22 protein-coding genes and 1 other annotated feature are annotated in these 24243 nt (G+C 37.2%); of the genes, 17 read left to right on the top strand and 5 right to left on the bottom strand.

The genetic code is table 11. The features are described from left to right. The first annotated feature begins 10 nt into the window (after positions 1-10). Positions 11-724, top strand: coding sequence for a response regulator transcription factor (locus OZX59_RS03135; protein ID WP_277126690.1), 714 nt, complete (start codon positions 11-13; stop codon positions 722-724). After that, positions 702-2282, top strand: a complete 1581-nt coding sequence (locus OZX59_RS03130) for a HAMP domain-containing histidine kinase (RefSeq protein WP_277126689.1) — start codon at positions 702-704, stop codon at positions 2280-2282. The genes OZX59_RS03135 and OZX59_RS03130 overlap by 23 nt, the downstream gene beginning before the upstream one ends. An 81-nt stretch (positions 2283-2363) precedes the next feature. Here the strand turns inward: OZX59_RS03130 and OZX59_RS03125 are convergent, their stop codons facing one another. From OZX59_RS03125 to OZX59_RS03110, 4 genes are all read right to left on the bottom strand, one after another. Beyond that, positions 2364-3302 (bottom strand): NAD(P)H-binding protein, encoded by a 939-nt coding sequence (locus OZX59_RS03125; RefSeq protein ID WP_277126688.1) that lies wholly within the window; start codon positions 3300-3302, stop codon positions 2364-2366. 104 nt (positions 3303-3406) lie between these two features. Next, positions 3407-4282, bottom strand: coding sequence for a LysR family transcriptional regulator (locus tag OZX59_RS03120; RefSeq protein WP_277126687.1), 876 nt, complete (start codon positions 4280-4282; stop codon positions 3407-3409). 71 nt (positions 4283-4353) lie between these two features. Beyond that, positions 4354-5319 carry a membrane protein insertase YidC gene (yidC, locus tag OZX59_RS03115; protein WP_277126686.1) on the bottom strand — a complete coding sequence of 322 codons (966 nt, stop codon included), beginning with the start codon at positions 5317-5319 and terminating at the stop codon, positions 4354-4356. 33 nt (positions 5320-5352) lie between these two features. Next, positions 5353-5685, bottom strand: coding sequence for an acylphosphatase (locus OZX59_RS03110; RefSeq protein ID WP_277126685.1), 333 nt, complete (start codon positions 5683-5685; stop codon positions 5353-5355). Positions 5686-5777: 92 nt separating this feature from the next. On the opposite strand from OZX59_RS03110, the gene OZX59_RS03105 reads away from it, so the two are divergent. From OZX59_RS03105 to greA, 5 genes are all read left to right on the top strand, one after another. Further along, positions 5778-6545, top strand: a complete 768-nt coding sequence (locus tag OZX59_RS03105; protein ID WP_277126684.1) for an RNA methyltransferase — start codon at positions 5778-5780, stop codon at positions 6543-6545. Between the two features lie 78 nt (positions 6546-6623). Next, entirely contained in the window at positions 6624-6971 is a 348-nt protein-coding gene (locus OZX59_RS03100) for a helix-turn-helix domain-containing protein (protein ID WP_277126683.1), read from the top strand. A gap of 52 nt (positions 6972-7023) precedes the next feature. After that, positions 7024-7233: a binding site (T-box leader), on the top strand. A gap of 40 nt (positions 7234-7273) precedes the next feature. Continuing rightward, positions 7274-8323 (top strand): phenylalanine--tRNA ligase subunit alpha, encoded by a 1050-nt coding sequence (gene pheS / locus OZX59_RS03095; protein WP_277126682.1) that lies wholly within the window; start codon positions 7274-7276, stop codon positions 8321-8323. After that, a complete protein-coding gene (gene pheT, locus OZX59_RS03090; protein ID WP_277126681.1) occupies positions 8323-10740 on the top strand; it encodes a phenylalanine--tRNA ligase subunit beta in 2418 nt (805 codons plus the stop codon). The genes pheS and pheT overlap by 1 nt, the downstream gene beginning before the upstream one ends. A 79-nt stretch (positions 10741-10819) precedes the next feature. Continuing rightward, entirely contained in the window at positions 10820-11296 is a 477-nt protein-coding gene (greA, locus tag OZX59_RS03085; RefSeq protein WP_277126680.1) for a transcription elongation factor GreA, read from the top strand. 57 nt (positions 11297-11353) lie between these two features. Here greA and OZX59_RS03080 read toward each other — a convergent pair whose 3' ends face one another. Further along, positions 11354-12265 carry a BadF/BadG/BcrA/BcrD ATPase family protein gene (locus OZX59_RS03080; RefSeq protein WP_277126679.1) on the bottom strand — a complete coding sequence of 304 codons (912 nt, stop codon included), beginning with the start codon at positions 12263-12265 and terminating at the stop codon, positions 11354-11356. 213 nt (positions 12266-12478) lie between these two features. On the opposite strand from OZX59_RS03080, the gene OZX59_RS03075 reads away from it, so the two are divergent. From OZX59_RS03075 to OZX59_RS03030, 10 genes are all read left to right on the top strand, one after another. Beyond that, positions 12479-14569: a penicillin-binding protein 2 gene (locus tag OZX59_RS03075; protein ID WP_277126678.1), complete on the top strand. Its 2091-nt coding sequence runs from the start codon at positions 12479-12481 to the stop codon at positions 14567-14569. Positions 14570-14653: 84 nt separating this feature from the next. After that, positions 14654-14803 carry a 50S ribosomal protein L33 gene (rpmG, locus tag OZX59_RS03070; protein WP_277126677.1) on the top strand — a complete coding sequence of 50 codons (150 nt, stop codon included), beginning with the start codon at positions 14654-14656 and terminating at the stop codon, positions 14801-14803. A gap of 55 nt (positions 14804-14858) precedes the next feature. Beyond that, complete coding sequence (locus tag OZX59_RS03065; RefSeq protein ID WP_277126676.1) at positions 14859-15431, top strand: 5-formyltetrahydrofolate cyclo-ligase; 573 nt, start codon at positions 14859-14861, stop codon at positions 15429-15431. A gap of 10 nt (positions 15432-15441) precedes the next feature. Further along, positions 15442-16137, top strand: coding sequence for a rhomboid family intramembrane serine protease (locus OZX59_RS03060; RefSeq protein WP_277126675.1), 696 nt, complete (start codon positions 15442-15444; stop codon positions 16135-16137). Next, positions 16134-16346 carry a YqgQ family protein gene (locus tag OZX59_RS03055; protein ID WP_277126674.1) on the top strand — a complete coding sequence of 71 codons (213 nt, stop codon included), beginning with the start codon at positions 16134-16136 and terminating at the stop codon, positions 16344-16346. The genes OZX59_RS03060 and OZX59_RS03055 overlap by 4 nt, the downstream gene beginning before the upstream one ends. Positions 16347-16390: 44 nt before the next feature. Next, positions 16391-16795 (top strand): rhodanese-like domain-containing protein, encoded by a 405-nt coding sequence (locus OZX59_RS03050; protein WP_277126673.1) that lies wholly within the window; start codon positions 16391-16393, stop codon positions 16793-16795. A 72-nt stretch (positions 16796-16867) separates the two neighbouring features. Beyond that, positions 16868-17788 carry a tRNA (adenosine(37)-N6)-dimethylallyltransferase MiaA gene (gene miaA, locus OZX59_RS03045; RefSeq protein WP_277126672.1) on the top strand — a complete coding sequence of 307 codons (921 nt, stop codon included), beginning with the start codon at positions 16868-16870 and terminating at the stop codon, positions 17786-17788. Beyond that, positions 17781-19031, top strand: coding sequence for a methionine gamma-lyase family protein (locus OZX59_RS03040; protein WP_277126671.1), 1251 nt, complete (start codon positions 17781-17783; stop codon positions 19029-19031). The genes miaA and OZX59_RS03040 overlap by 8 nt, the downstream gene beginning before the upstream one ends. A gap of 145 nt (positions 19032-19176) precedes the next feature. Next, a complete protein-coding gene (gene glnA, locus OZX59_RS03035; protein WP_277126670.1) occupies positions 19177-20514 on the top strand; it encodes a type I glutamate--ammonia ligase in 1338 nt (445 codons plus the stop codon). A 976-nt stretch (positions 20515-21490) separates the two neighbouring features. Then, entirely contained in the window at positions 21491-24205 is a 2715-nt protein-coding gene (locus OZX59_RS03030) for an SLAP domain-containing protein (RefSeq protein ID WP_277126669.1), read from the top strand. Positions 24206-24243: the final 38 nt, after the last annotated feature.

The raw sequence follows: 24243 nt of genomic DNA, 5'->3' as shown, positions 1-24243 counted from the left end.
GATGAGTAAAATGGCAAAAATTTTAATTATTGAAGACGAAAAAAACTTGGCTCGTTTTGTCGAGCTAGAATTAAAGCATGAAAAATACGAAACAGTTGTAGAAACTAATGGTCGTAAAGGATTAGAATCAGCTTTAAATCAGGATTTTGATGCTATCTTATTAGATTTAATGCTGCCAGACTTAAATGGCTTGGAGATTGCGCGTCGAGTACGCCAAGTTAAGACCACGCCAATTATTATGATGACCGCTCGCGATTCCGTAATTGATCGGGTTTCAGGACTAGATCATGGTGCTGATGATTATATTGTTAAGCCATTTGCGATTGAAGAATTACTTGCCAGACTGCGTGCAGTATTACGCCGGGTTAAGATTGAGAAAAAGGCTTCGGACAATACCGTAGAAAAGAAAGTTATTAAGTTTAAAGATATGACGATTGAAACTGCTAACCGTATTGTACGTCGCAGTGACGGTAAGACAGTTGATCTAACTAAGCGTGAATACAACTTGTTAATTACATTAATCAAAAATAAAAATAACGTGGTTAGCCGTGATCAATTATTAGCTAAGATTTGGGGTCCGGGTTCTAATATTGAAACTAATGTGGTTGAAGTTTATGTGCGTTATTTACGTAATAAAATTGATGTCCCAGGTCAACCATCCTATATCAAGACCGTGCGCGGTACTGGATATATGGTAAGAGATGAAGACGATGAGAAGAACTAAAGATAAGAATCAAAATAAAAAAGAGACCAAACATTCATCGCTAGTAATACGTTGGGTTAGTATCGTGGCTTTGACGATCATGGTCTCTTTTGTTGTATTTTCCGTAGTAATTTATTCTTTTGTAGGCAGACAATCGATTGCCCAGCAAAAAGTAACTTCCAATGGTATGGTGGTTAAGTTAAATGATAGTTTAAGTCCAATTTCGAAAGAATTACAAATTGCCAATGTTGTACCAGCGCTAACTCCATCAGCTAGAAAGATTATGCAAGGTGATCCTGCAATCAATCGTGATGACCATAAAAGTAACGCCTTTAACGATGATTTATTGGCTTCTTTAACTAATCCAGACTTAAATGTGGTCGTTTATAATCTAGAAAAAGAAGACGTATTTGACAATGGTAATGGTAATAGACTACCACCATTTAAGAAGTTTAAGAATGATTACCATATGGAACAGGTTCATCGCGGACATCGGCAAGAATTATTAACTTATCAAAAGGTGCGATCTATTCGCACAGGCAAAGTAACTGGCTACATTGTGGTTGCTAATAAAATGTCTTATTATAATGGCTTAATGAAAAACTTGCTTAAGTGGATGGTGCGAATTTCACTGATTGCAATTATCTTTTTTACCTTTATCGCCTTTTTAGTTGTGTATGACATTGTAAAGCCAATTAAAGAAATCTCTAAAGTGGCAAGAGAAGTTAATGATGATCCTAATAGTACTGCGCGAATAAAAGATTTTCATCGTCATGATGAATTAGAGGAATTGGCAGTTTCGTTTAATCAAATGCTTGATCGGATGCAACGCTATATTGAACAGCAAAAAGAATTTGTTGGTGATGTTTCGCATGAGCTTCGTACTCCGGTTGCTGTAATCGAAGGTCATTTAAACATGTTGGAACGTTGGGGTAAAGAAGATCCTGAAATTCTGGCTGAGTCGATCAATGCTTCACTGCAAGAAGCTAAACGCATGCAGCACTTGATCCAAGAAATGTTAGATCTAACCCGAGCAGAACAAATTAATGTGCATTATCCAAATGAGATAACAACAGTGTCAGAAGTTTTGCAGCGGGTAGTAGGAGATATGGCGATGGTTCATCAAGATTTTAAAATTAGTCTTGATATGGACGATTTGCCTCAAGATACTGAAATTCAAATTTATCAGGGACATTTAGAACAAATTCTGGTAATTTTAATTGATAACGGTATTAAATATTCAACAGATCGTAAACAAATGAATGTCTCGGCTGGTCTTTCGCAAGATGATGTTCAAATTGTTGTGCAAGATTTTGGTGAGGGGATTTCTAAGACTGAACAAAGTAAAATCTTTAACCGCTTTTATCGTGTGGATAAGGCTCGTACTCGAGAAAAGGGTGGCAATGGATTAGGTTTGTCAATTGCCCAAAAGTTAGTTACTAGCTATCATGGCCAAATCAGCGTTGACTCGGTTGAAGGACAAGGTAGTCAATTTAAAATGATTTTTCCAGCTTTGAGTAAGCAGCAAGCAGCTGCTTTACGTAAGCGAGCACAGGCTGAAAAAGCCAAGCATAATTAAAATTTTATCCAAAAACCTCCGTTATTCCTGCAATAAATCCAAGAATAACGGAGGTTTTTTGTGTATCCAACTAATTTTAAATTATTCGGTTGGGTGTCTGTCACCTAGTTGATAATTATCAGCATCTGCAAACATTTCCTTGACACTAATTGGAAGTCTGCCACATACACTACTGAAATCACTAGTTGCCATATCCAGATAGCCTTCACGAACAGTGGTTCCAAAAGTTACCATTCCTTCAGAAGTTGCTTTAATTGGACTCTTAGAAAAATCACCATCTGTATTTCGAGGGACACCAATACTGTCAAAATATTCATAAAGTTCTTCATCAGTCTTTTTGACATAATGAATATCGTTACCAGTTACCTGATTACCGACTGCCAAAAAGTCGCCATAAGTTAGAGGCTCACAACCATTGATATTTAAAACTGCCCGGTGTAATAAATTGCTGGCGAGTGCACAGGTAGCTGCTAAGGCAGCATCTTTTCTAGAAATAAACCAAACGCGACCTTCGCCCATATTCTTTTCAATTGCCTGTTCGCCAGAAGCGACTGCCCGAGTGTAATCGGTAATAAACGATTCAGCAAATAAAGAATTACGCAAAATCACATAATCTAAGCCACTATTTTGAATTAGGGCTTCTGTATAACCGTGATCAACATTTTCAATACTTGGATTAAGCGGATTGCCGGCAGATAATACTGAAGTATATAGTACCTGACTAACCCCAGCAGCTACACAAGCTTCAACCGCATTTTTTTGAGCTTTGCGGCGTTTTTCACCAACAAATGGCATGGAAATTAAGAGTACTTTTTCTGCACCCCTAAAAGCAGCCTCTAGATTGGCTTGAGAATTGAAATCGGCATCTCGACATTCAATTCCAGCATCAGCGTATTGTTTTAATTTTTCAATTCGTGGTGCGGTAAAAATTAACTGTTCTTTTGGAACTAATTTTTGAATTTCAGTGGCAACAACACTACCAAAATTACCATCAACACCAGTTACAACTAGTTTTTTCATTATATTTTGTTTCTCCTTTTTATTAATCGCTTACATTTTAAATTAATAAGTTAACAAAGTCTAATACAAAAATACAATGCTGCATAAGTAAACTTGCTACTATGTTATAGCTTAATTGCAGAGATTGCCCTAATAAGCGCTGTTTGATTAAAATCCTTTCGGTAAGCAAAGACGATTTTAAATTTGTGATTAGTATCTTTAATTGGCAATAAGTGTAAATCATGGTGATTTTCAGGCAGGGGATAATTATTAGGGAAGAAACCAATTAAATTTTGAGTGCGCAACAAGAAAAACTCTGTTTCAATATCGTTAACAGTTTGAGCGATATTAGGTAAATAGCCATCCTGTTTTGCATGAGTGAGCATTAATTGATAAGATTTGCCAATTGCATTTGGTGATAACATCACAAGTGGATAATCATAAAGCTGTTTGTTAGTAATGAACGACTGATTGAATAATGGATGGTTTTTGCCAACTAGACCACAATAAGTTCCTTCATAAAGGGTTACCGTTTGCAACAACTTTTCATTTGAAAATTCTGAATCAAAACTAATTGCCAAGTCAAATTGACCGTTACGCAAATTGGCTGCAATCTCTTTTTGTGGTTGCTTTTCAAGTTCAAATAATAAGTTTGTCTGATTTTGTAATTTTTTAGTTAAACTTACTAAAAAGTCTAAATCAATTAGTGAAGTGTATTCGATTCTGATTCTGTTTTGGCCAGTTTGAAAGTCAGACATGGTTTGCTCTAGTTTGGCATATTGCTGGACAACTTTTTGAGCTTCCTGATAAAGCAAGCGACCAGCCTTAGTTGGCCTAACAGGATTGACATTGCGATCGATTAGTTTTGTATTAAAATGGTCTTCAAGTGAGTGTACTTGCTGACTAATACTTGTTTGAGCAATATGATTCATTTGACCTGTCTTGGTAAAGCTGCCTGAATTAACCAAATCGATAAAATATTGTAGTTTTTCTAGTTTCATTGATTTATCTTCTTTATATTATTTGTTTGATTAAAAAAACCACTAGTTTAACTTAACTAGCGGTTCAATTATTAATGCTTATGCTGCTTTCCTTGATTGCGATTACGCAAATCTTCGTGCATTTTTTGAGTTTTTGGATTAGCCGCTGTTTGCTTGGTATTTTGGCTTAGCAGTTCATCTATTCCGGCTTGAGTTACAATCTCTTTAATTGGCTTATTTTTAAGTTCTTCGTCAACATTTCTTTTAACTTTAGGAGTAATTATAAAAGTTACAATTATTTGTTGAATGACGGAGAAGAGGTTACCAGCAGCCCAATAAAGTGCTACAGATCCGGATACTGACATTGAGATGAACATTGTCATAATTGGGTTCATTAGTAACATTGATTGCATTTGTTTCTTCTGCTGCTTAGGTACGCCAACAGTGGATAAATAACTTTGAATAAAAGCAAACAGTGTTGCGGCAATGGTTACAGGAATAGACCTACTACTTAAAGAAATTCCAAAAAAGTTGGAATTAGCCAAGGTCTTAGAATACATTACGGCTTGATAGATACCGATCATGATTGGAAACTGAATAATCAACGGCAGACAACCCATACCGCCGGTCATTGACAAATTATTTTTTGAATATAGTTCACGCTGCCAATTTGCTAGAGTCATTTGTTGATCTTGATTTAGATCTTTACGTTTCATAGTTTTTTGGATTAATTGCATTTGTGGCTGAACGCGAGTCATCTTTTCTTGCTGCAGCGTCGATTTTTTCTGCTGATTCAGCATTAATGGCAAAAGTACCATTCTAACAATGAAAGTCATCAAAATGATTGCCCAGCCAGCTCCATTTGCTCCACCAATTAATTCAGAACAACGCAGCATGATATTTTGCAATGGTTGCCCAATCCAGCTGTAAATCCAGCCATAGAACCCACCTGAGGGTGGAGTATTAACTGCAGAGCTGTTCTGGGCACAACCAGCAAGGATTAACATTACTGCCAATCCAAGTACTATTAATTCGAAATATTTACGAAATTTTTTCATTAAATTCACCATACTATTAATTTTAGTCAACATCTAATATAATACATGAAATCCTTGCATTTTGCCTACATTTACTAGTTTTTCTTTTTTTATCTTGGAAATTTTAGCAAATTGTGAGATATTGTGTGGCAGAGCAGCGCAAAATTCATTGACTAAAGCAAGGCTAGCTTGTAACACGATTGTGACAGTTTGATCAGAATTATTTTTGACAGTTCCGCACAGCTGCATTTGGTCAGCTAAGACCTGGACGCTCCAGCGAAAGCCTACCCCTTGAACTCTGCCAAAAACGTTCAATTGCCAAGTTTCTTGGGGTGTGGCAGTCTTATTTTTTACTTGTGAATGGTTAAATTGCTTTAAAAAGCGCATAATAAGTCCTTTCTGAATTAGCTTAATTAATTTTAGCATGTTCGAAAAAAGATATTAAATTAAAACGTAAGTTTGAAAGAAGAAGTTTAGTTATGGAACAAATTAGTTCAGTTGATAACAAGTTGGTTAAAGATTTAGCCAAATTGAAGCAAAAAAAGTATCGTGAACAAGCAGGACTTTATTTAATTGAAGGCTTTCATTTGATTGCAGAAGCACTTAAGTCTAAGCGAAAGTATGTTTATCTGCTTGGTACTAGCGAAGCTCTCGATCAGGTAGCAAAAACTACCGATATCGATATATCTAACAAAAATGTTTATTTAATCAATAATGCAATCGTGCGGCATTTGACAAGTACACAAAATTCACAGGGGATTTTTATGGCTTTAAAAATCTCGCAACCTAAAAATTATGCTTTTAGCTATGGCAAATGGGTTTTGCTTGATGGCCTGGCTGACCCAGGTAATGTCGGCACAATTATTCGGACAGCAGACGCAGCGGGGTTTGACGGGGTGGTTTTGGCACCCAATTGTGTTGATCTCTATAATCCCAAAACGCAAAGAGCAATGCAAGGTAGCCAATTTCACCTTAGTTTGATTGTGCAGGATTTGCTTGAAACAATTGGAATTTTAGAAAATAATGCGATTCCTGTTTATGCTAGTATGCTTGATCAAACTGCTAAGAAACTGGCAGACTTTAACCCGCAACCGCAATTAGGTTTAGTAATTGGCAATGAGGCTCATGGGATAAGTGAGCCAGTTGCCAATTCCTGTAATGAAAAATTGTATATTCCAATTAAGGGACAAGCAGAATCATTGAACGCTGCAGTTGCTGCTGGAATTATGATTTATCATTTTGCTTAGGAGTTTGCACTTGTTTTTAGTAAGTAAGTTTTTTATACTAGTCTAAAGATTAATGCTTTAATGCAGGAGGAATTGGTCATGGCTGCTGGAGTTAAGAGTAGAGTACCTGGCTGCGGTGCGGCTAGTTACGAATCATGTCAGCATTTTATTAATGCGTTTTCAATTATTGGCAAAAAATGGAATGGATTAATTATTTGTTCTTTGTGCGACAAGGAATTTTTGCGTTTTAAAGACCTAGCTAGTCGAGTAAGTGCCTGTTCTGATCGGGTACTAGTAGAGCGTTTGAAGGAATTAGAGCAAGAGCAGATTGTTAAGCGGCGAGTTGATGAAAAAACCAAAATTATCTCGTATGGCTTGACCGAAAAAGGTGCAGAACTCAAGCCCGTGTTTGATCAAATTCATGATTGGGCAGATAAATGGGTTTAAAAAAGTATTAAGTTTTACTTGCAAATTTTATTTAAAAGACTTATTCTATTAGTTAATTACGTTGAGCAAGACTAGTAGCAGATTAGCTTTAGCAGAGAGACTTTTTTGATTAAGCTGGAAGAAAAGTTTAAAGTAAACTGTGAATTTCATCTTGTTAGTTGAATTTAATCAATTCCGGTATTCACCGTTATCGAAGACTTAAGTGTGGGGACGTATTTTGCGTTCTCAAACTAGGGTGGTACCGCGAAGCTTCGTCCCTTGATTGGGATGAGGCTTTTTTTGTTTGAAAGGAAAATATATAAATGGACTTATTTGATCGCCTAAAAGAATTGCGCGAATCTGGTCTTGCCGAAATTGACAAGGCAAAAAGCGAAGTAAAATTAAATGAAGTTCGGGTGAACTTGGTTGGCCGCAAAGGTGAATTGACTGAAATTTTGCACTCGATGAAGGATGTTGCACCTGAAAATCGTCGCGAAATTGGGCAACGGGTAAACCAGTTGCGAGATTTGTTTAATGATCGACTTGATGATGCTAAGAGTGAGCTTGTAAAAGACCTAGTTGAGCAGCGTCTTAAAAAAGAAGCTATTGATGTTACTTTGCCTGGTAAACAGCCACATCTTGGTTCTCAACACCCAATTAACGTTGTGTTAGATGATTTAGAAAAGTATTTTATTGGTATGGGCTACGAAGTTGTCCAAGGACCAGAAATTGAAACAGATCATTATTGTTTTGAAATGATGAATTTGCCTAAGGATCACCCTGCTCGTGATATGCAAGATACTTTCTATGTTGATAGTGAAGATTTATTACGTTCACAGACTTCTGGTGATCAAGCAAGAACTTTAGAAAAGCATGATTTCGCCAAGGGCCCGTTAAAAATGGTTGGTCCAGGTAAGGTTTATCGGCGTGATGATGACGATGCTACGCATTCACATCAATTCATGCAGATGGAAGGCTTAGTGGTTGATCGCAATATTACTATGGGTGATTTAAAAGGTACATTGGATTTAATGGCTAAGCATGTCTTTGGTCAAGACCGCAAAACGCGGCTGCGTCCAAGTTATTTTCCATTTACTGAACCATCAGTGGAAATGGATGTTTCTTGCTTTAACTGTGATGGCAGTGGTTGTTCAATTTGTAAGGAAACTGGTTGGATTGAAATCTTAGGTGCTGGAATGGTTCATCCTAATGTTTTAGAGAATGCTGGTGTTGATCCGCAAGTATATGGCGGCTTTGCCTTTGGTGTCGGCTTAGATCGTTTGGCAATTTTGAAGTATGGGATCGACGATATTCGTGATTTCTATACTAATGACGTTCGTTTCTTAGAACAATTTCATAAGGAGGAAAGATAATGTTAGTTTCCTATAATTGGTTGCAAGACTTTATTAATTTAGACCAAGATCCTAAGCAATTAGGAGAAAAGATTACGCGCACTGGTGTAGAAGTTGCAGAAGTTAAACATCCTAAAACGGGACTGAAAAATCTTGTTGTTGGCCATATTCTTGAATGCGAACCAATTCCTGGAACCCATCTAAATGTCACGCGAGTTGATGTTGGCCAAGAGCAGCCGAGGCAGATAGTTTGTGGGGCACCTAACGTTGCTGCAGGTGAAGATGTTATCGTGGCTTTGCCTGGTGCGCGGATTGCTGATAATGTCAAAATAAAAAAAGGCAAAATGCGTGGCTATGAGTCAAATGGCATGATTTGTGGATTGGACGAAATAGGATTCGCCGATAACTTGGTTCCTGAAAAATACACTAATGGAATTTATGTTTTTCCAAGTGATGCTGATTTAAAGCCGGGTCAAGATGCCTATGAGCCATTAGGGATGGACGATTATATTTTTGATTTTGATATTACGCCTAACCGGGCTGATACCTTGTCAATGGAAGGTTCAGCTTATGAGGTTGGGGCCATTGTTGATGAACCAGTCAAAGTTGAAGATGTTAGCTTAAAAACGGATGGTCCTGATTGGACTACTGATTTTACAGTTGATGTCGACAAGCAGTTAGCTCCCAAATTTTATTTACGTAAAGTTACAGGTGTAAAAATCGCGGATAGTCCGTTGTGGCTGCAAACACGCTTATGGAATGCTGGTATTCGGCCAATCAATAACGTGGTTGATGTTACTAACTACATTATGCTGTTAACTGGGCAACCAATGCATACTTATGATGCTCGTGCTTTTAAGAGTAATCACTTAGTTGTTAGACAGGCCGAGGCTGGAGAAAAGTTGACACTGTTAAATAATAAAACCGTTGATTTAGACCCCAAAGATATTATTATTACTGATGGAAAAACTCCAGTAATGATGGCTGGTGTAATGGGCGGACTTAATTCTGAGATTGAGGCCGATACTACCGATGTTATCTTAGAAGCTGCTATTTTTGACTCAACTTTAATCAGAAAATCAGCTTTGCGGCATGCTAATCGGACTGAGGCTTCTAGCCGTTATGAAAAAGGTATCAATTGGGATGCAACGCAGCGAGCACTTGATATGGCAGCACTCTTGTTGCGCAACAATGCTTCAGCAACTGTTGATGAAGGTGTAATTAAGGCAAGTGATCAAGTAAAAGAACCGACTGTTATTAAGACCACTATTTCTTATATTAATAAGGTTCTAGGCGCGCAAATTTCTGCTGATGAAATGCTTCATATTTTTGAACGTTTGAATTTTAAGGCCGAAGTATCTGGAGATGAGTTAACTGTCGATGTACCGGCTAGACGCTGGGATGTGGCAATTGCAGCCGATTTAGTTGAAGAAGTGGGTCGTTTGTATGGCTACGATAATTTGGAATCAACCCAGCCAATTTTAGCTGAAACCCACGGTGGTTATTCTCCGTTTGAAACAGCTATTAGACGAATTAAGCAAGTTGCTCAAGGTCAAGGACTTAATGAGGCTATTTCTTATTCACTAACTTCTCCTGAAAAGGCAGTTTCCTACACTAAAGAAGCTAAAGAATTAGTGCAGGTACAGTGGCCGCTAAATTCTGGTCGATCAACAATGCGGCAAAACTTATTAACTGGATTGGTTGATGCAGCCAGTTATAATATGGCACGTAAGCAAACTCAACTTAGTTTATATGAGCAAGGACGAGTTTATGATCGTAACCAGGGTACTTATAATGAAACTGAGCATTTGGCTGCCTTATACTCAGGTAATATTTATTTCCAAAACTGGCAACATGATGATGAGCCAATCGACTTCTACTATGTCAAAGGCCAACTGACCAATCTGTTTGTTGCAATTGGCTTAGATCCTAGTCAAATTGAATATCGACCTGAAGAAATTGTTGGGATGCATCCAACGCGAACTGCTGGATTATATCTTGGTGACCATTATATCGGGATGATCGGAATGATTGCCCCAATGGCAACAATGAAGGATAAGTCATTAAATGGTGCGCAACTTTATGGTTATGAACTTGATTTAACGGAAATAATTCCACTGATTATTAATCCAAAAACTGTTTCTAAACCAGCACCTAAATTCCCAGAAGTTGAACGTGATTTATCAATTTTAGTAGAAAAATCAGTTACTGATCAGGCAGTTGAAGAGATTATTAAGGCAAATGGCGGCAAGTATTTACATAGTTTACGAGTAATTGACGTTTACCAAGGTTCACATATTGATAGCGATAAGAAGAGTTTGACTTATGGATTGACCTTTATGAATGAGTTAGATACGTTGACTGATAAGGTGGTTAATCAAGCAATAGAGGCAATTACGACTAGTTTAGAAAATAAAATTGATGCAAAGATACGCTAAAGGCTTGACTTTGCAAAGATAAATTAATATCATTGTCCTTTGCAAAAGAAAATTTGAACTTTAAGGAGTAGAAAATTTTATGCCTGAAAAAACATATCCGATGACTGCGGAGGGCAAAGCAAAGCTCGAAGCGGAATTAAGAAGTCTAAAACTTGAAAAACGTCCACAAGTAATTGAACGACTGAAGGTCGCACGTTCTTATGGTGATTTATCCGAGAACTCTGAGTATGATGCTGCTAAAGATGAACAAAGTCACCTAGAAGATCGCATCAAGGTGGTTGAGCATATGCTTAAATATGCCAATGTTGTTGACGCAACTGCCACTGATCCTGATGAGGTAGCGATTGGTAAAACGGTTACTTATACCGAGGTTGGCGAAGACGATTCAGAAACTTATACAATTGTTGGTAGTGATGAATCTGACCCATTAAATGGCAAGATATCGAATGATTCTCCAATTGCTCAATCGATTTTGGGTAAGAAAAAAGGGGATAAAGTCACAATTACTACACCAGGTGGTAAGTTTGATGCAGTTATTGACCAAGTTGAAGAATAGCAAAAAAGAAGTAAGTTACAATAGCTTACTTCTTTTTTGTTTTATTAAGGTAGCTGACTAACTTGTGAAATGACGATAGTCATTACTTTTGTCATAAATAACACCACGGGCATTTTCACCGTTAGAAACCGTAAATTTTGCCTTGGGATATTTTTTCCAGACTTCATTTTCTAAAAAATTACGTAACATTTGATTATTAGCTAAGACAGATCCGGTCAGAGCTACTGTCATTGGCTTAGGGTCTTCATAGCGATCCATACCAATAATAATATCTCGTGCTAAGAGTTGGGCTTGCTGCTTAATCACAGCAGTTGCGGCAGGATTACCTTGATCAGCTAACTTGGCAACGTCAACGGCCATTGAGGCAACTTCAGGGTTACTCATTTGGTAAAATTTGGCAGTGGCATCAACTAAATTTTCGACATCAAATAATTGATTGAATAGCTGAATTAAGGCATTTTCTTCACGCTTGTCCCAACTAAGCAGTGCGGCCTTGAGTGCAGCTAAAGTAATCGCATAGCCGGATCCTTCATCACCCAAAACTGCGCCATAGCCACCAGTAGTAATAATATGGCCTTTTTGTAAACCGTTAAAAACTGATCCAGTTCCAGCAATTACTAATCCACCGTCTTCACCTTTAAGTCCGTTATAAAGTGCCAATAATGAATCGGTGACTGCTCTAGTTGGTAAGTTGCCAATCTTACTAGAAATTTCTGCTGCTACTTGAGGAGCATTTCCGATTACTGATAATCCAGCCATTCCGCATAGTACGCGCTGACAGTCACCATCAATTTGATTTAAAAGCTGGTTAATCGCGGTGGTAATGTTGTTAATTGCGTCCTCATAGTCGGTATTTAGTTGCCCCGGTCCAGTTTCAATTTGTTCAAGTTCTTGTCCAGCTGTGTCATAGGCGATTGCAATGGTGTGGGTTCCACCAGCATCTACGCCAATTTGGTATTTTAGTGTCATATTAAGTCTTCTTTCTGCTTAAGCTTGTAACTTCTTTATTTTATTACAAACGCTACCAATTTAGAAGATTTTTATTAGTAGTAAAAAAAGCGGCGCATTTTTTGATGAGATTAATTTGCTAGTCTTAAAATTTTAGCAAAGTTATGGTTGAGATGATAGCATTAACTGGTGGCTTTTGTTAGAATAATTCTAGTTTAGAGAGGTTTGGATTTCGTGAAATATTCTAAGAAAAATCGGGGAGCAGCTGGCTCGAAAAAACAGGCTTCGACGCCAATCCGAATGAAAATTATTTTAGTGATTATTTTTATTTTGTTTGCTGCTTTAATAGGTCAATTACTATACCTGCAAGTAGGCTATGGTTCACGCTTTAAAGCAGAAGTGCAGAAGTCTAATTCTGCAGTAGTTTCAAGTCAAGTGCCTCGCGGGGTAATGTATGACAATAAGGGACGCGTTCTAGTTGGTAATAAGGCGCAAAGTGCCATTACTTATACTAAGAGCGTTTCGACTACTGCTGATCAGGCTTATACACTTTCAAATGCTTTGAGTAATTATATAAGTCTTAATGATAAACTTAGCAACCAGCAGTTAATTGATTATTATTTGGCAGATAAGGACAATAGTAAAAGGGAGTTGGCTAAAGTTCCAAAGTCGATTCGCAAAACTGAAGATAATGATCTGATTAATGCTCAGATTGCTAAACAAGTTAATCAAGAGCATATTAAGCTATCTAAGCGCGAAAAGACAGCTGCTTCAATTTATAATAAAATATCTGGTGCGTATACTTTATCAACTATTTATTTAAAAAATTCTGATCTAACTGATAAAGAAATTGCAGAAGTAGGAGAGCATTTATCTAGCTTGCCTGGTGTAGGTATTGGAACTGATTGGAAACGTTCATATCCTAATGGATCATCTATTCAAAGTATTATTGGCTCCGTTTCAAGTGAAAAAGCTGGTTTACCGAGTGATAATTTGCAATACTATTTAACTAACGGTTACTCACGTAATGATCGCGTTGGTACCTCTTATCTAGAAGAAAAGTATGAACCTTTACTAAAAGGAACCAAAGCAACTAGTAAGGTTTGGACTAAAAGTGATGGTGATATTGAACAAACCAAATCGGTTTATTCTGGTCAAGCTGGTGCTAGTTTAGTGTTGACACTAGATGCTAAATATCAAAAGCAAATCCAGTCGTCACTCAAGTCAATCTATAGTTCAGCTTTAGCTTCTGGTGCTGCTCGTTATTCAAATGGTGCCTATGCGATTGCAATGAATCCTAAAACCGGTGCTATCTTGGCAATGGCAGGAATCAGTCGCGATCCTAAAAAGAACAAGTTAAGTGATAATGCTTTAGGAGCAATTAATCAAACCTATGTTATGGGATCAGCGGTTAAAGGTGCGACAGTTGCGGGAGGATTGATGAACAAGGTAATTACGCCTACGAGTAGTACAATGCCTGATACGCCGGTTTATTTACCCGGTTCGCCAATTAAAAAGTCCGTTTATCCAGTTGGAACTTTTGGTGCTTTAGATGCACCGAGTGCTCTAGAAGTTTCCAGTAATATTTATATGATGCGCATGACAATGGACTGGGTTCATGCTAAATATGTACCTAAAGAATATATCAGCATGCCCAATACTGCTTTTGATACATTGCGGCATAATTTTAGTATGTTTGGGCTTGGACAAAAGACCGGAGTTGATTTACCCGGTGAAGTGTCGGGGATTAAAGGACGTTCTTTTAATAGTCAAGGACAAATCCTGTCTGGTTCTGTACTTGACCTGTCCTATGGTAACTATGATGCATATACGCCAATTCAAATGGTTCAGTATGTTTCTACAATTGCTAATGGTGGCTATCGTATGCAGCCATATGTTGTTCAATCAGTTGGACGCAGCGCTAAAGATGGTAAGAAAGTCTATATTGATTATAATAAAAAACCAAATGTCCAATTGCGGATCCCATGGCAACAAGATGAACTAAATGTTGTTAGGCAGGGATTTTGGCGGGTTGTTCATGGGACTAATTCATGGGGAACTGCTCATAAGTTAAAGGATGTAAAGCCGTCAATTTCTGGTAAATCTGGTACGGCGCAAACATTTTATTATGATCCTGACAATCCTAATCAGAAAAATCCGCCAGAGGTAGTTAATGCAACTTTTGTTGGATATGCACCATCAGATAATCCAGAGTTAGCTACTGCGGTAGTTTTCCCAGGACTAGATCCTGATTTAGAAGGCTCATACACATTGCAAATGACCAAGGCAATGGTTCAGGATTATTTTAAATTGCATAAAAAATAGTTTTTTTAACATTATTACTGGAAAAGTCCTAAATAACATGGTATTCTTACATAGTTAGAATAAAAATTGTAGGTGGTGAAAGAAATGGCAGATAATATCATTTTGGAATGCACCGAATGTGGCGATAGAAGTTACTTATCTAAGAAAAACAAGCGTAAGCATCCGGAACGTTTAAGTTTGAAGAAGTATTGTCCTGTTGAAAGACAAACAACTCTTCATCGTGAAACTAAGTAATAACCCAAAATAGCAGGAGCCTATGCTCCTGCTATTTTTTATCTTTGGAAGAATTATGAACAAAAAAGAATTACGGCAAAAACAAGTAGAAAAATTACAGCAGTTTAAAGATAATCCGGACAAACAAGCTGAAGATCAAGCCTTACTTAACCAGGTGATGTCTTTGCCATTATTAAAGCAAAGCCAAAGTATAGGGGTAACCTCGTCCTTACCATATGAGGTTGACACTTCCAATCTAATTGCTAGTCTTTGGGATCAAGGTAAGGATGTGTACTTGGCTCGTGCCAATAATGATGCTGAGCATACTCAAGACTTTCTGCATTACAATTACATGACACAACTAGCCAAATCCAGCTTTGGCGTTGAAGAGGTCAGTGATCCTAATGCTGAAATTAATAACGAATTAGATTTAATGATTGTACCCGGTTTAGCGTTTGCGCTTGACAGTCATGAGCGTTTAGGCTTTGGTGGAGGTTATTATGACCGCTTTTTGGCTAAACATCCACAGACTCAAACAATTGCATTAGTTAATTCACAGATGAGCTTTGAATCTGCTAACTGGCAGATCGAACAGACTGATATGCCAATTAAATGGCTGATTACTCCAACTGAAATTTTGGAAAGTTAGTAGGCTTGTAATGAATAGACGACAGAATTTTAAAGATTGTTATATGACTTGGACTATCTTGGTCGTGTTATTTCTGGTCTTTTTACTAGAAACTGGGTTAGGTGGTTCAAAAAGTATTGCTACCTTATTAAAAATGGGTGCAATGAACAAAATGATGGTTTTGCGCTTAGGTCAGTGGTGGCGGCTATTTACTGCCCAATTCCTGCATATTGGCATTATGCATTTGGTATCTAATGTGGTAATGATTTATTATTTGGGCACTTATCTGGAACAAATTTTGGGTCATTGGCGATTTTTGTTAATCTATCTGTTAGCTGGCATTGGTGGCAATTTGCTTAGCTTAGCTTTTGGCGACGTCAGTGTTGTTAGTGCGGGTGCGTCTACAGCTTTGTTTGGCTTAATGGGTGCAATGACTGCTATTGGCTTGCGTAATCATGATAATGCAGCGATTGTCTATTTAGGTAAACAAGCTTTTTGGTTAGCGCTGCTAAACTTAGGTTTTGACTTGTTTGATCCCAACATTGATTTATGGGGACACCTTGGTGGCTTGCTCACTGGATTGCTTTTAGCAATTATTGTAGGTGATCGCAGATTTCGCCAGTATCCGTTTAAGGTCCGCCTAGTAGCTGTATGTATTTTAATAATTTATATTGTGGCCACGGTTCACAGGGGCTTGAGTATGGCTTTAGGTGGTGGCTTTGCGTGAAGAATCTCTATGATGTGCAGCAATTGCTTGAAAAGTATGGCGTTTTAGTTCATGTGGGTAAGCGAATTTGGGATATTGAATTAATGGCCCTTGAGCTTGACAATGTTAATCAATCACATTTAATTGATCAAAAGCTTTATCTAGAAGCTAAAATGATTTTGGCTCGTGAACACGAATATGAAGAGCGCAAGGCAAAGGATCATAGCTAGTATAGTAAGAATTATTTTAGAAAGTTTTTTAGGAGAAAAGCATCATGTCAACTTTTTTAATTATTTTAGATGTTGTCCTGGTCCTGGTTATTCTCGGCTTTGTGGCAGTTTGGTTATGGAATAAGTACCAGACTAAACGCCTGGGAGACGGTGATTTGACCAACGAGGAATTTAAACAGGGAATGCGCAAAGCGCAAATTGTTGATTTGCGGGAAAAAGCACCATTCAAAAGAAAGCATATTGATGGTGCCAGAAATTTGCCATCAACTATGTTGAAATATCAATATAGTGAACTACGTGCAGATTTGCCAGTTTATCTTTATTCTGACTCATTGACAGTAACACTTCGTGCTGCCAGATTTTTGCAAAAGAAAAAATTTACTTCAATTAAATGGCTTAAAAATGGCTTTGATGAGTGGGATGGTCGGACTAAGGCATCTAAATACTAATTGGTGGAACATGTTTGGCAGATTTGCTCAAACGTGTTTTTTATTTTATATTATTAAAAAGGATTTTAAAATATGCAAAAAGTATTGGCAATTGTTGGTCCAACAGCGATTGGAAAGACTAGTTTAGCGATTACCTTGGCTAAGCAATTGTCAGGAGAAATTGTGTCAGGTGACTCGATGCAAGTTTATCGAGAAGTAGCAATTGGAACAGCTAAAGCTACACCGCAGGAGCAAAAGCAAGTTAAACATTATTTGGTTGATACACGTTCGATATTTGAACCATATTCTGTCAAAGACTTTGTTGATCAGGCTGAAGCCGCAATTCAGCAAATTGGACAACAGGAGAAATTGCCGATGCTAGTTGGGGGAACCGGTTTTTACGTGAATGCATTGTTAAATCAATTGCAATTAGGAGAAAAATCTGGTCATAATTCAGCAATTGACAATAAATGGCAAGCCTATCTATTAGCTAATGGCGAGCAAAAGTTATGGCAAGAATTAAATATGCGTGACAGCGAAGCTGCTAGTAAAATTGCACCGCAAAATTCACGGCGAGTATTGCGTGCGTTAACAGTGATTGAACGGACAGGACAACAGTTTTCCAAGCAACAGACCGAAATAAAACCACGCTATGATTATTTAATTATCGGCTTAAATTCTGAACGGTCAGAAATTTATCGTCGAATCGATTTGCGAGTGGACCAAATGATGGATCAAGGAATGCTCAAGGAAGCAGAGTTTGTTTATCAGAATCGTCAACGCGAATATCAGATCTTGCAAGCAATCGGTTATAAGGAATTCTTTCCATATTTTGAGGGTGAAAAAAGTTTGGCAGATTGTGTTACTCAGCTAAAAACGGCTTCGCGTCATTATGCTAAACGGCAATTAACGTATTTTCGCCATCAGTTGCCACTTACGTTTTTTGATCCATTAAATGATCCCGATTGTATTAAAAAGATTCTAGAGAAAGTTGAGGAATGGTTAAATGAATAATTGGCCAACAGAATTACAACAGTTAGTTAAGGAAGTAGATCAGCAAATTGCGCCACAATTAGCTAAAATTGACGATAATATTTTATATAATCAAAATAAAGTTTTGCAGGCATTTAAAGATCATGCAGTAGCAGAGGCTGATTTAATTGGTTCGACCGGTTATGGTTCCGATGATGCTGGCCGTGATAAATTAGATCAAATTTATGCCCAAATTTTTCAGACTGAGGATGCGTTAGTACGTTCTCAATTTGTGTCTGGGACTCATACTTTGGCTACAGCGATGGCAGGAAATTTGTTACCTGGTGATGAATTGACGTATTTAACTGGAATGCCATATGACACGGTTCAACAAGTGATCGGACTAGCTGGTGATGGTCGCGGAAGTTTGATGTCCTATGGGGTTAAGTTCTCCCATGTTGATTTAAAAAATGGTGAAGTTGATTATCAGGCTGCTCGTCAGCTGCTTAGCTCGCACCAGCCTAAGATGGTAGTTATCCAACGCTCTCGCGGCTATGATACACGGCAGAGTTTTACTGTCGGCAAAATTAGACCAATGATTGAAATGATTCGTGAAGTCAGTCCCAAGAGTATTATTTTTATTGATAATTGTTATGGTGAGTTTTCTGAACAACATGAACCAACAGAATATGGAGCTGATCTAATGGCGGGTTCACTAATCAAGAATGCTGGCGGTGGTTTGGCTAAAGTTGGTGGTTACGTTGTTGGTAAACATGAATTAATTGAAAATACAGCTGCGAGATTGACCGCTGGTGGTATTGGTCGCGAAGAAGGCGCTAGTCTTAATAATAATCTGGATTATTTTGAGGGATTGTTTATTGCACCTAACATTACTGGTAATGCAATTAAAGGTGCGATTTATACGGCTGCAATTTTGGCAAGAATGGGCGAAGAAGTAACACCAAAATGGGATGAAGAACGTACAGATCTGATTCAAGCTGTAATTTTTCATGATAAGGATAAGATGATTCGATTTGCTAAAGTCTTGCAGGCTAATTCGCCAGTTAATTCGTTTGTTGATCCAATTCCAAGCAACGATACTGGCTATGAAGATCAGGTTATCATGGCTGACGGATCCTTTATTGAGGGTGCCAGTATCGAATTTTCTGGTGATGGTCCAATTAGGCCACCTTATGCCATTTATATGCAAGGTGGTCTAACTTATGCTCATGTTAAAATTGCGATTACTAATGCAGTTAATGAGTTATTCTTTCAAAATAATTAAAGTTAAAACTTGGTTAAATATACTAGACCACTTTGACTTTTGCCAAGGGGTTTGTTAAGGTGTTAATCAGGTTTAGCAGAGAGCTAGGCAAGGCTCTGTGACCAGACCAATTATTATGCAGTTTGATTTTATTAGGTGGCAAAACATGACGAAAACAATTACAGCAGATGATATTAGAAAAAGTGTTGCTGATCATGATGTACGTTTTTTGCGGTTAGCTTTTACTGATATAAACGGTAAGCTTAAGGCTGTCGAAGTACCAAATAGCCAGTTGGAGAAAGTATTGTCCAATGATATTCGATTCGATGGGTCTTCGATTGATGGCTTTGTGCGTTTAGAAGAAAGTGACATGGTATTATATCCTGACTTCTCAACTTGGGCAGTTTTACCTTGGTCAGATTCTCAAGGAGGCAAAATTGGTAGTTTAACCTGTTCAGTTCATACAACTGATGGTGAGCCATTTGCAGGGGATCCTAGAAATAATCTGAAACGGGTACTTGCAGAGATGAAAGACATGGGCTTTTCTGATTTTGATATTGGTTTTGAAGCAGAATTTCATTTACTTAAACTTGATAGTAATAATGATTGGACTACTCAAGTGCCAGATCATGATTCGTATTTTGATATGAATTCAGATGATGAGAGTGCTAGATGTCGACGTGATATTGTTGAAACATTGGAAAGTATCGGCTTTGAGGTTGAAGCAGCCCACCATGAAGTTGGCGACGGTCAGCAAGAGATTGATTTTAAGTTTGATAATGCGCTGACTACAGCGGATCGAGTACAAACTTTTAAAATGGTGGTACGGGAAGTTGCTAGAAAGCACAACTTGTTTGCTACTTTTATGGCTAAGCCATTGCAAAATCAACCGGGTAATGGGATGCATACGAATATGTCATTATTTAAAAATGGAAAGAATGCTTTTTATAGTAAGGATAATGAATATCACCTTTCTGATACTGCGCTCTACTTCTTAAATGGTATTTTGTCTCATGCACGGGCAATTACTGCAGTGGCTAATCCAACAGTCAATTCATATAAACGGCTAATTCCTGGCTATGAAGCCCCTGTGTACATTTCGTGGGCTGCTAAGAACCGCTCACCGCTAGTCCGGGTTCCTTCGGCAGAAGAAGTAAATACACGTTTAGAAATGCGGTCTGCTGACCCAACAGCTAATCCATATTTACTGCTTGCTGCTTGCTTAACTGCTGGTTTAGATGGAATAAAACAGCAACAACAGCCAATGGCTCCTATCACTTCCAATGTCTTCAATATGAGTGAAGAAGAGCGTGAAGCTAAAGGAATTAAGCCATTGCCATCAACGTTACATAATGCAATTACTGCATTTAAAGCTGATAAATTAATTCAAAGTGCCCTTGGCAGTCGTCTTTCGAAGAGTTTTATTAGTTCTAAAGAATTGGAATGGGCACAGTACACACAAACTGTTTCTGATTGGGAACGTCAACGTTATATGGAATACTAGATAGTAATAAAACTTCTTAACAACATTATCCACGAGTTCATAATTTTATGAGTTCGTGGATTTTTTGTATATATTATTTTCTATGAATTGCTTAAGAAAGCGCTATATTTAGAAAATATCTAGCAAGTGCCTGCTTTTTTTATGAACCACTTCAAAATTTATTTTTTCTAAATTTAAGTAGCTTAAAATCAATAAGCGCTTTATTCATTATTACTCCGGTATTTATAAGTTAGTTACTTAAGTAACAACTAGACTATTTAAATTTATACCAATTTTAAATAAGTGGATTTTTTTAAAAAAATCTGGTGTTTATTTAATTATCATGTTCCTATTTTGTGATGTTATGAATAAAATTACGGCAAAGTTTTTAGTTGATTAGTTATTAAAACTAAAATATAGAAAATTTATTTCACAATTTATTAGCATAGTTGAAAAACAATATTGTCAAAAATCGGTAAGTTAAAGTCTTGATATTTTAATAAGTATAGTTGAAAGGCCGCCTTTGATTGACATTTATTCATTAAAAAAAGACATATATATGAAAACGCAATCAAAAAAATGGTTATTTTTATTTGTGATTTTAAAATAACTTTCTGATGCTTAAACTTAATAAATTTACTTTTTTTAAATAAAATTTGTTATTTTAATATATCTATGCTAGAATAGCATTAATCTAAATTACTTTAAATACAACAATGTAGCCGATTAAAAAAAGTAGTTTTTTGTCTAATTATTTAAATTAGCAAATATTGATGTTATTATATCTTTTAAAGCATAATTGATAATATGGATTAACGGATTTTGCTAAAATTTATAAATGTTATTTTTATTGGGTATAAATAACAAAAAATATGTTGTGTTAGGTGAAACTTATACCAATTTTTTTGCCTAATTTTATTGACATATTTGAATAATTTGATTACGATAGTTATGTAATTCATATAGTTATGCGATATAGCTAAGAAAGAGAGGAATTATGTTAGGAAAAAATAATTTTGATGAAAGGTTACGGCAAATAGAGAATCAATCTAAAAAAGATCGTTTCTCTATTCGTAAGTTAACCGTAGGTGCTGCTTCAGTATTGATCGGCTTGAGCTTTGTTGGTGCAAATGCACAAACAGCTAAAGCTGATACTGTTGCTCCTGATGCTCAATCAACTGAAGAAGTTTCAGCTTCAACTGAAACAACTCCAGCAGAAAATGAGGCAAACGAAAAAGCAGCTTCTAGTGCCACCAACACTGAAGCTGCTTCAAGCAAAGCTAAGGATAATTCAAAAACCGACTTGTCTTCATACAAAGGTTTGAAATCATTCTTAAAGGATGCTAACAGTAATAATGATACAGAAAAAGACGAATCAGCTGATTCAGCCGCTTCTGCAAATACTACTGTTACTAATGATAATACATCTAAGCCTGAAGCACAAGCAGATGACTTTAGCAGCGCTAGTGTTGCTGATGCCCAAAACTTCGTTCTTGCTTTAGGTAAAGGTGAAATTAAGACAGTTAACTTGGAATCTGATATTGAAGTACCAAATGGTATTACTGATACTTGGATTAACAAGTTAGGTGAAATTGGCGTTCGCGGTGACAAGGTTATCAACGGTAACGGTCATACCTTGAAACTGAACAACAACCAATTGAGTGGTAATATCATCAAGAGTGGTAGCGTACCAAGCATCACTTTCAACGATATTACTGTTGAAGGTACTGGTAGTTACTTAACTAATATTCCAATTGTTAATAATTATCCATGGACTACTTTAGGTGATTTCAGTAACATTAACTTGCACAATGCACACACTAAGAATATTACATTCGGTGGTGGCTTTGATGCTCCATTAATTGCTGCTAATATCAATATTTCTGGTGACACTACTATTGATTACCTAGGTAATGACAAGGGTAGTAGAGGTGCAACCTTGTTTGATGGTAATGTTAATGTAGCCAATGGCTCTAAAGTTACCATTAACGCTAAGAATCTTGTTCAAGTATTTAATGGTGAAGCCTTAAATTCAATTGAAAGTTTAATTCCAAACTTAAGCAATGTTCTTAGCCAGCTTAAGGATAATGGTTTAATTGATGGTATCACTAATACGATTGGTGATATGAGACTTGGTTCAAGATTTGTTATTGGTGACAAGGCTAATGTTAATGTCAACCTTGATTCAACTGTAACCCGTTTAGCTGATTCAGCAATTTTGAACATTGACGTTAACGATGGTGCAAGATTTAAGATGGTCGACAATGCACCCGCTGTTGATGCTAGCTTACTTGATGCAACTGCTAACTGGGTATACTTGACTGCTAACAATCCTGCTTCAGTTAAGATTGTAACTACCAATCCTAACTTAAGACGTCCAGCAATCAACTACTTAGGTACTTGCATCAATGGTAAGAACATTGGTATGGCTGATGTTGGTCAATCAAAGAACTGGGTCTTTGATGCTAATAACTCTAACCTGATTTCAGCAACTTACATTCCATTCTTATCAGACGCAATTGATAGTGTAATTACAACTGTATTCCCACAACTTAACCTAACTGGTTTAGATGAGACATTATATAATGATTACCAAACTCCAGCAGATAAGATTGCTACTAATGGTAAAGCTGACAAGACTTTTGTTGATATGGGAACTAAGAAGGATTTACTGAAGTACTTCTCATTCTTGAATGGTCCACTTGTTGATGCAACCATGATTCCTGGCGGAATTGGTGACTTAATTGGTGATCCAATTAACAACTTGCTTGGCATTAATGCAGTTCCTGGTTTGCAATTTGGTACTGACTTAGATGATGTCTTGGTTAAGACTGGTGCTGGTCGTTTCGACGTTTCAGCTAAGCCTCAAGATGCTGTTAGTGCTGATTCACTTGGTTCAGCTGAAAACATTCTTTCAGCTTACGATAACTCAACTAAGACTACTCGTTCAGTTGCTAACTTGAAGAAGACCAAGACTATTACTGATGCTTCATGGGTAATTGACAGAGCCATGACTAAAGATGGTTCTTTGATTGCTGGTGGTGTTATTGCAAGTAGCGATGGTAAACTTAACAAGGCAGCTGGCAATGCTACTGCTGATCAATTGGGTAACGCAGTGATTCAAGTATCTTATACTGATGGTACTTCTGATTACGTTCCAGTGTTGGTTAAGGTAGTTGCAGATCCAGTTAAACCAGATAAGCCAACTGATGAAACTAAACCTGCCGACAAGCCTACAGACAACACCAACAATGGTGGTTCAGTAGCACCTGCTCCAGCACCAGCACCTGCTCCTTCAACTCCAGCAACTGACAATAACAGCGATGCTGATAAGGATAAAGATAGTCAAAAGGCAACTGAAAAGACCTTAGGTCACGATGCTTATGTTTATGATGAAACTGGTACTCGTACTACTAAGAAGTACAAGGCTGGTGCAACTCTTGATACTTATGGCACCAAGAACATTGATGGACGTAAATATTATGACCTTGGAGACAACAAATACATTGTTGCTTCAAACATTGATGGTAAGAAGAGAAAGCTTAAGAAGAACGCTTACGTTTACAAGAAGAACGGCAAACGGGCTAATAAGAAGACTCTGAAGAAGAACAAGTATGTTACTACATATGGTGGTCCTTCTACTATTAAGGGTAAGAAGTACTACACTATCGGTGGTAACAAGTACGTTAAAAAGGCAAACTTTCGTAAATAACTAATACTTATAACTCTTTCTATATTATTAAAATAGCA

The sequence above is a fragment of the Lactobacillus sp. ESL0681 genome, assembly GCF_029392835.1.
In the GTDB taxonomy this organism is placed as follows: Bacteria; Bacillota; Bacilli; order Lactobacillales; family Lactobacillaceae; genus Lactobacillus.
The sequence above is the reverse complement of the archived record's forward strand: the minus strand, read 5'-3'. Positions and strand labels throughout refer to the sequence as shown.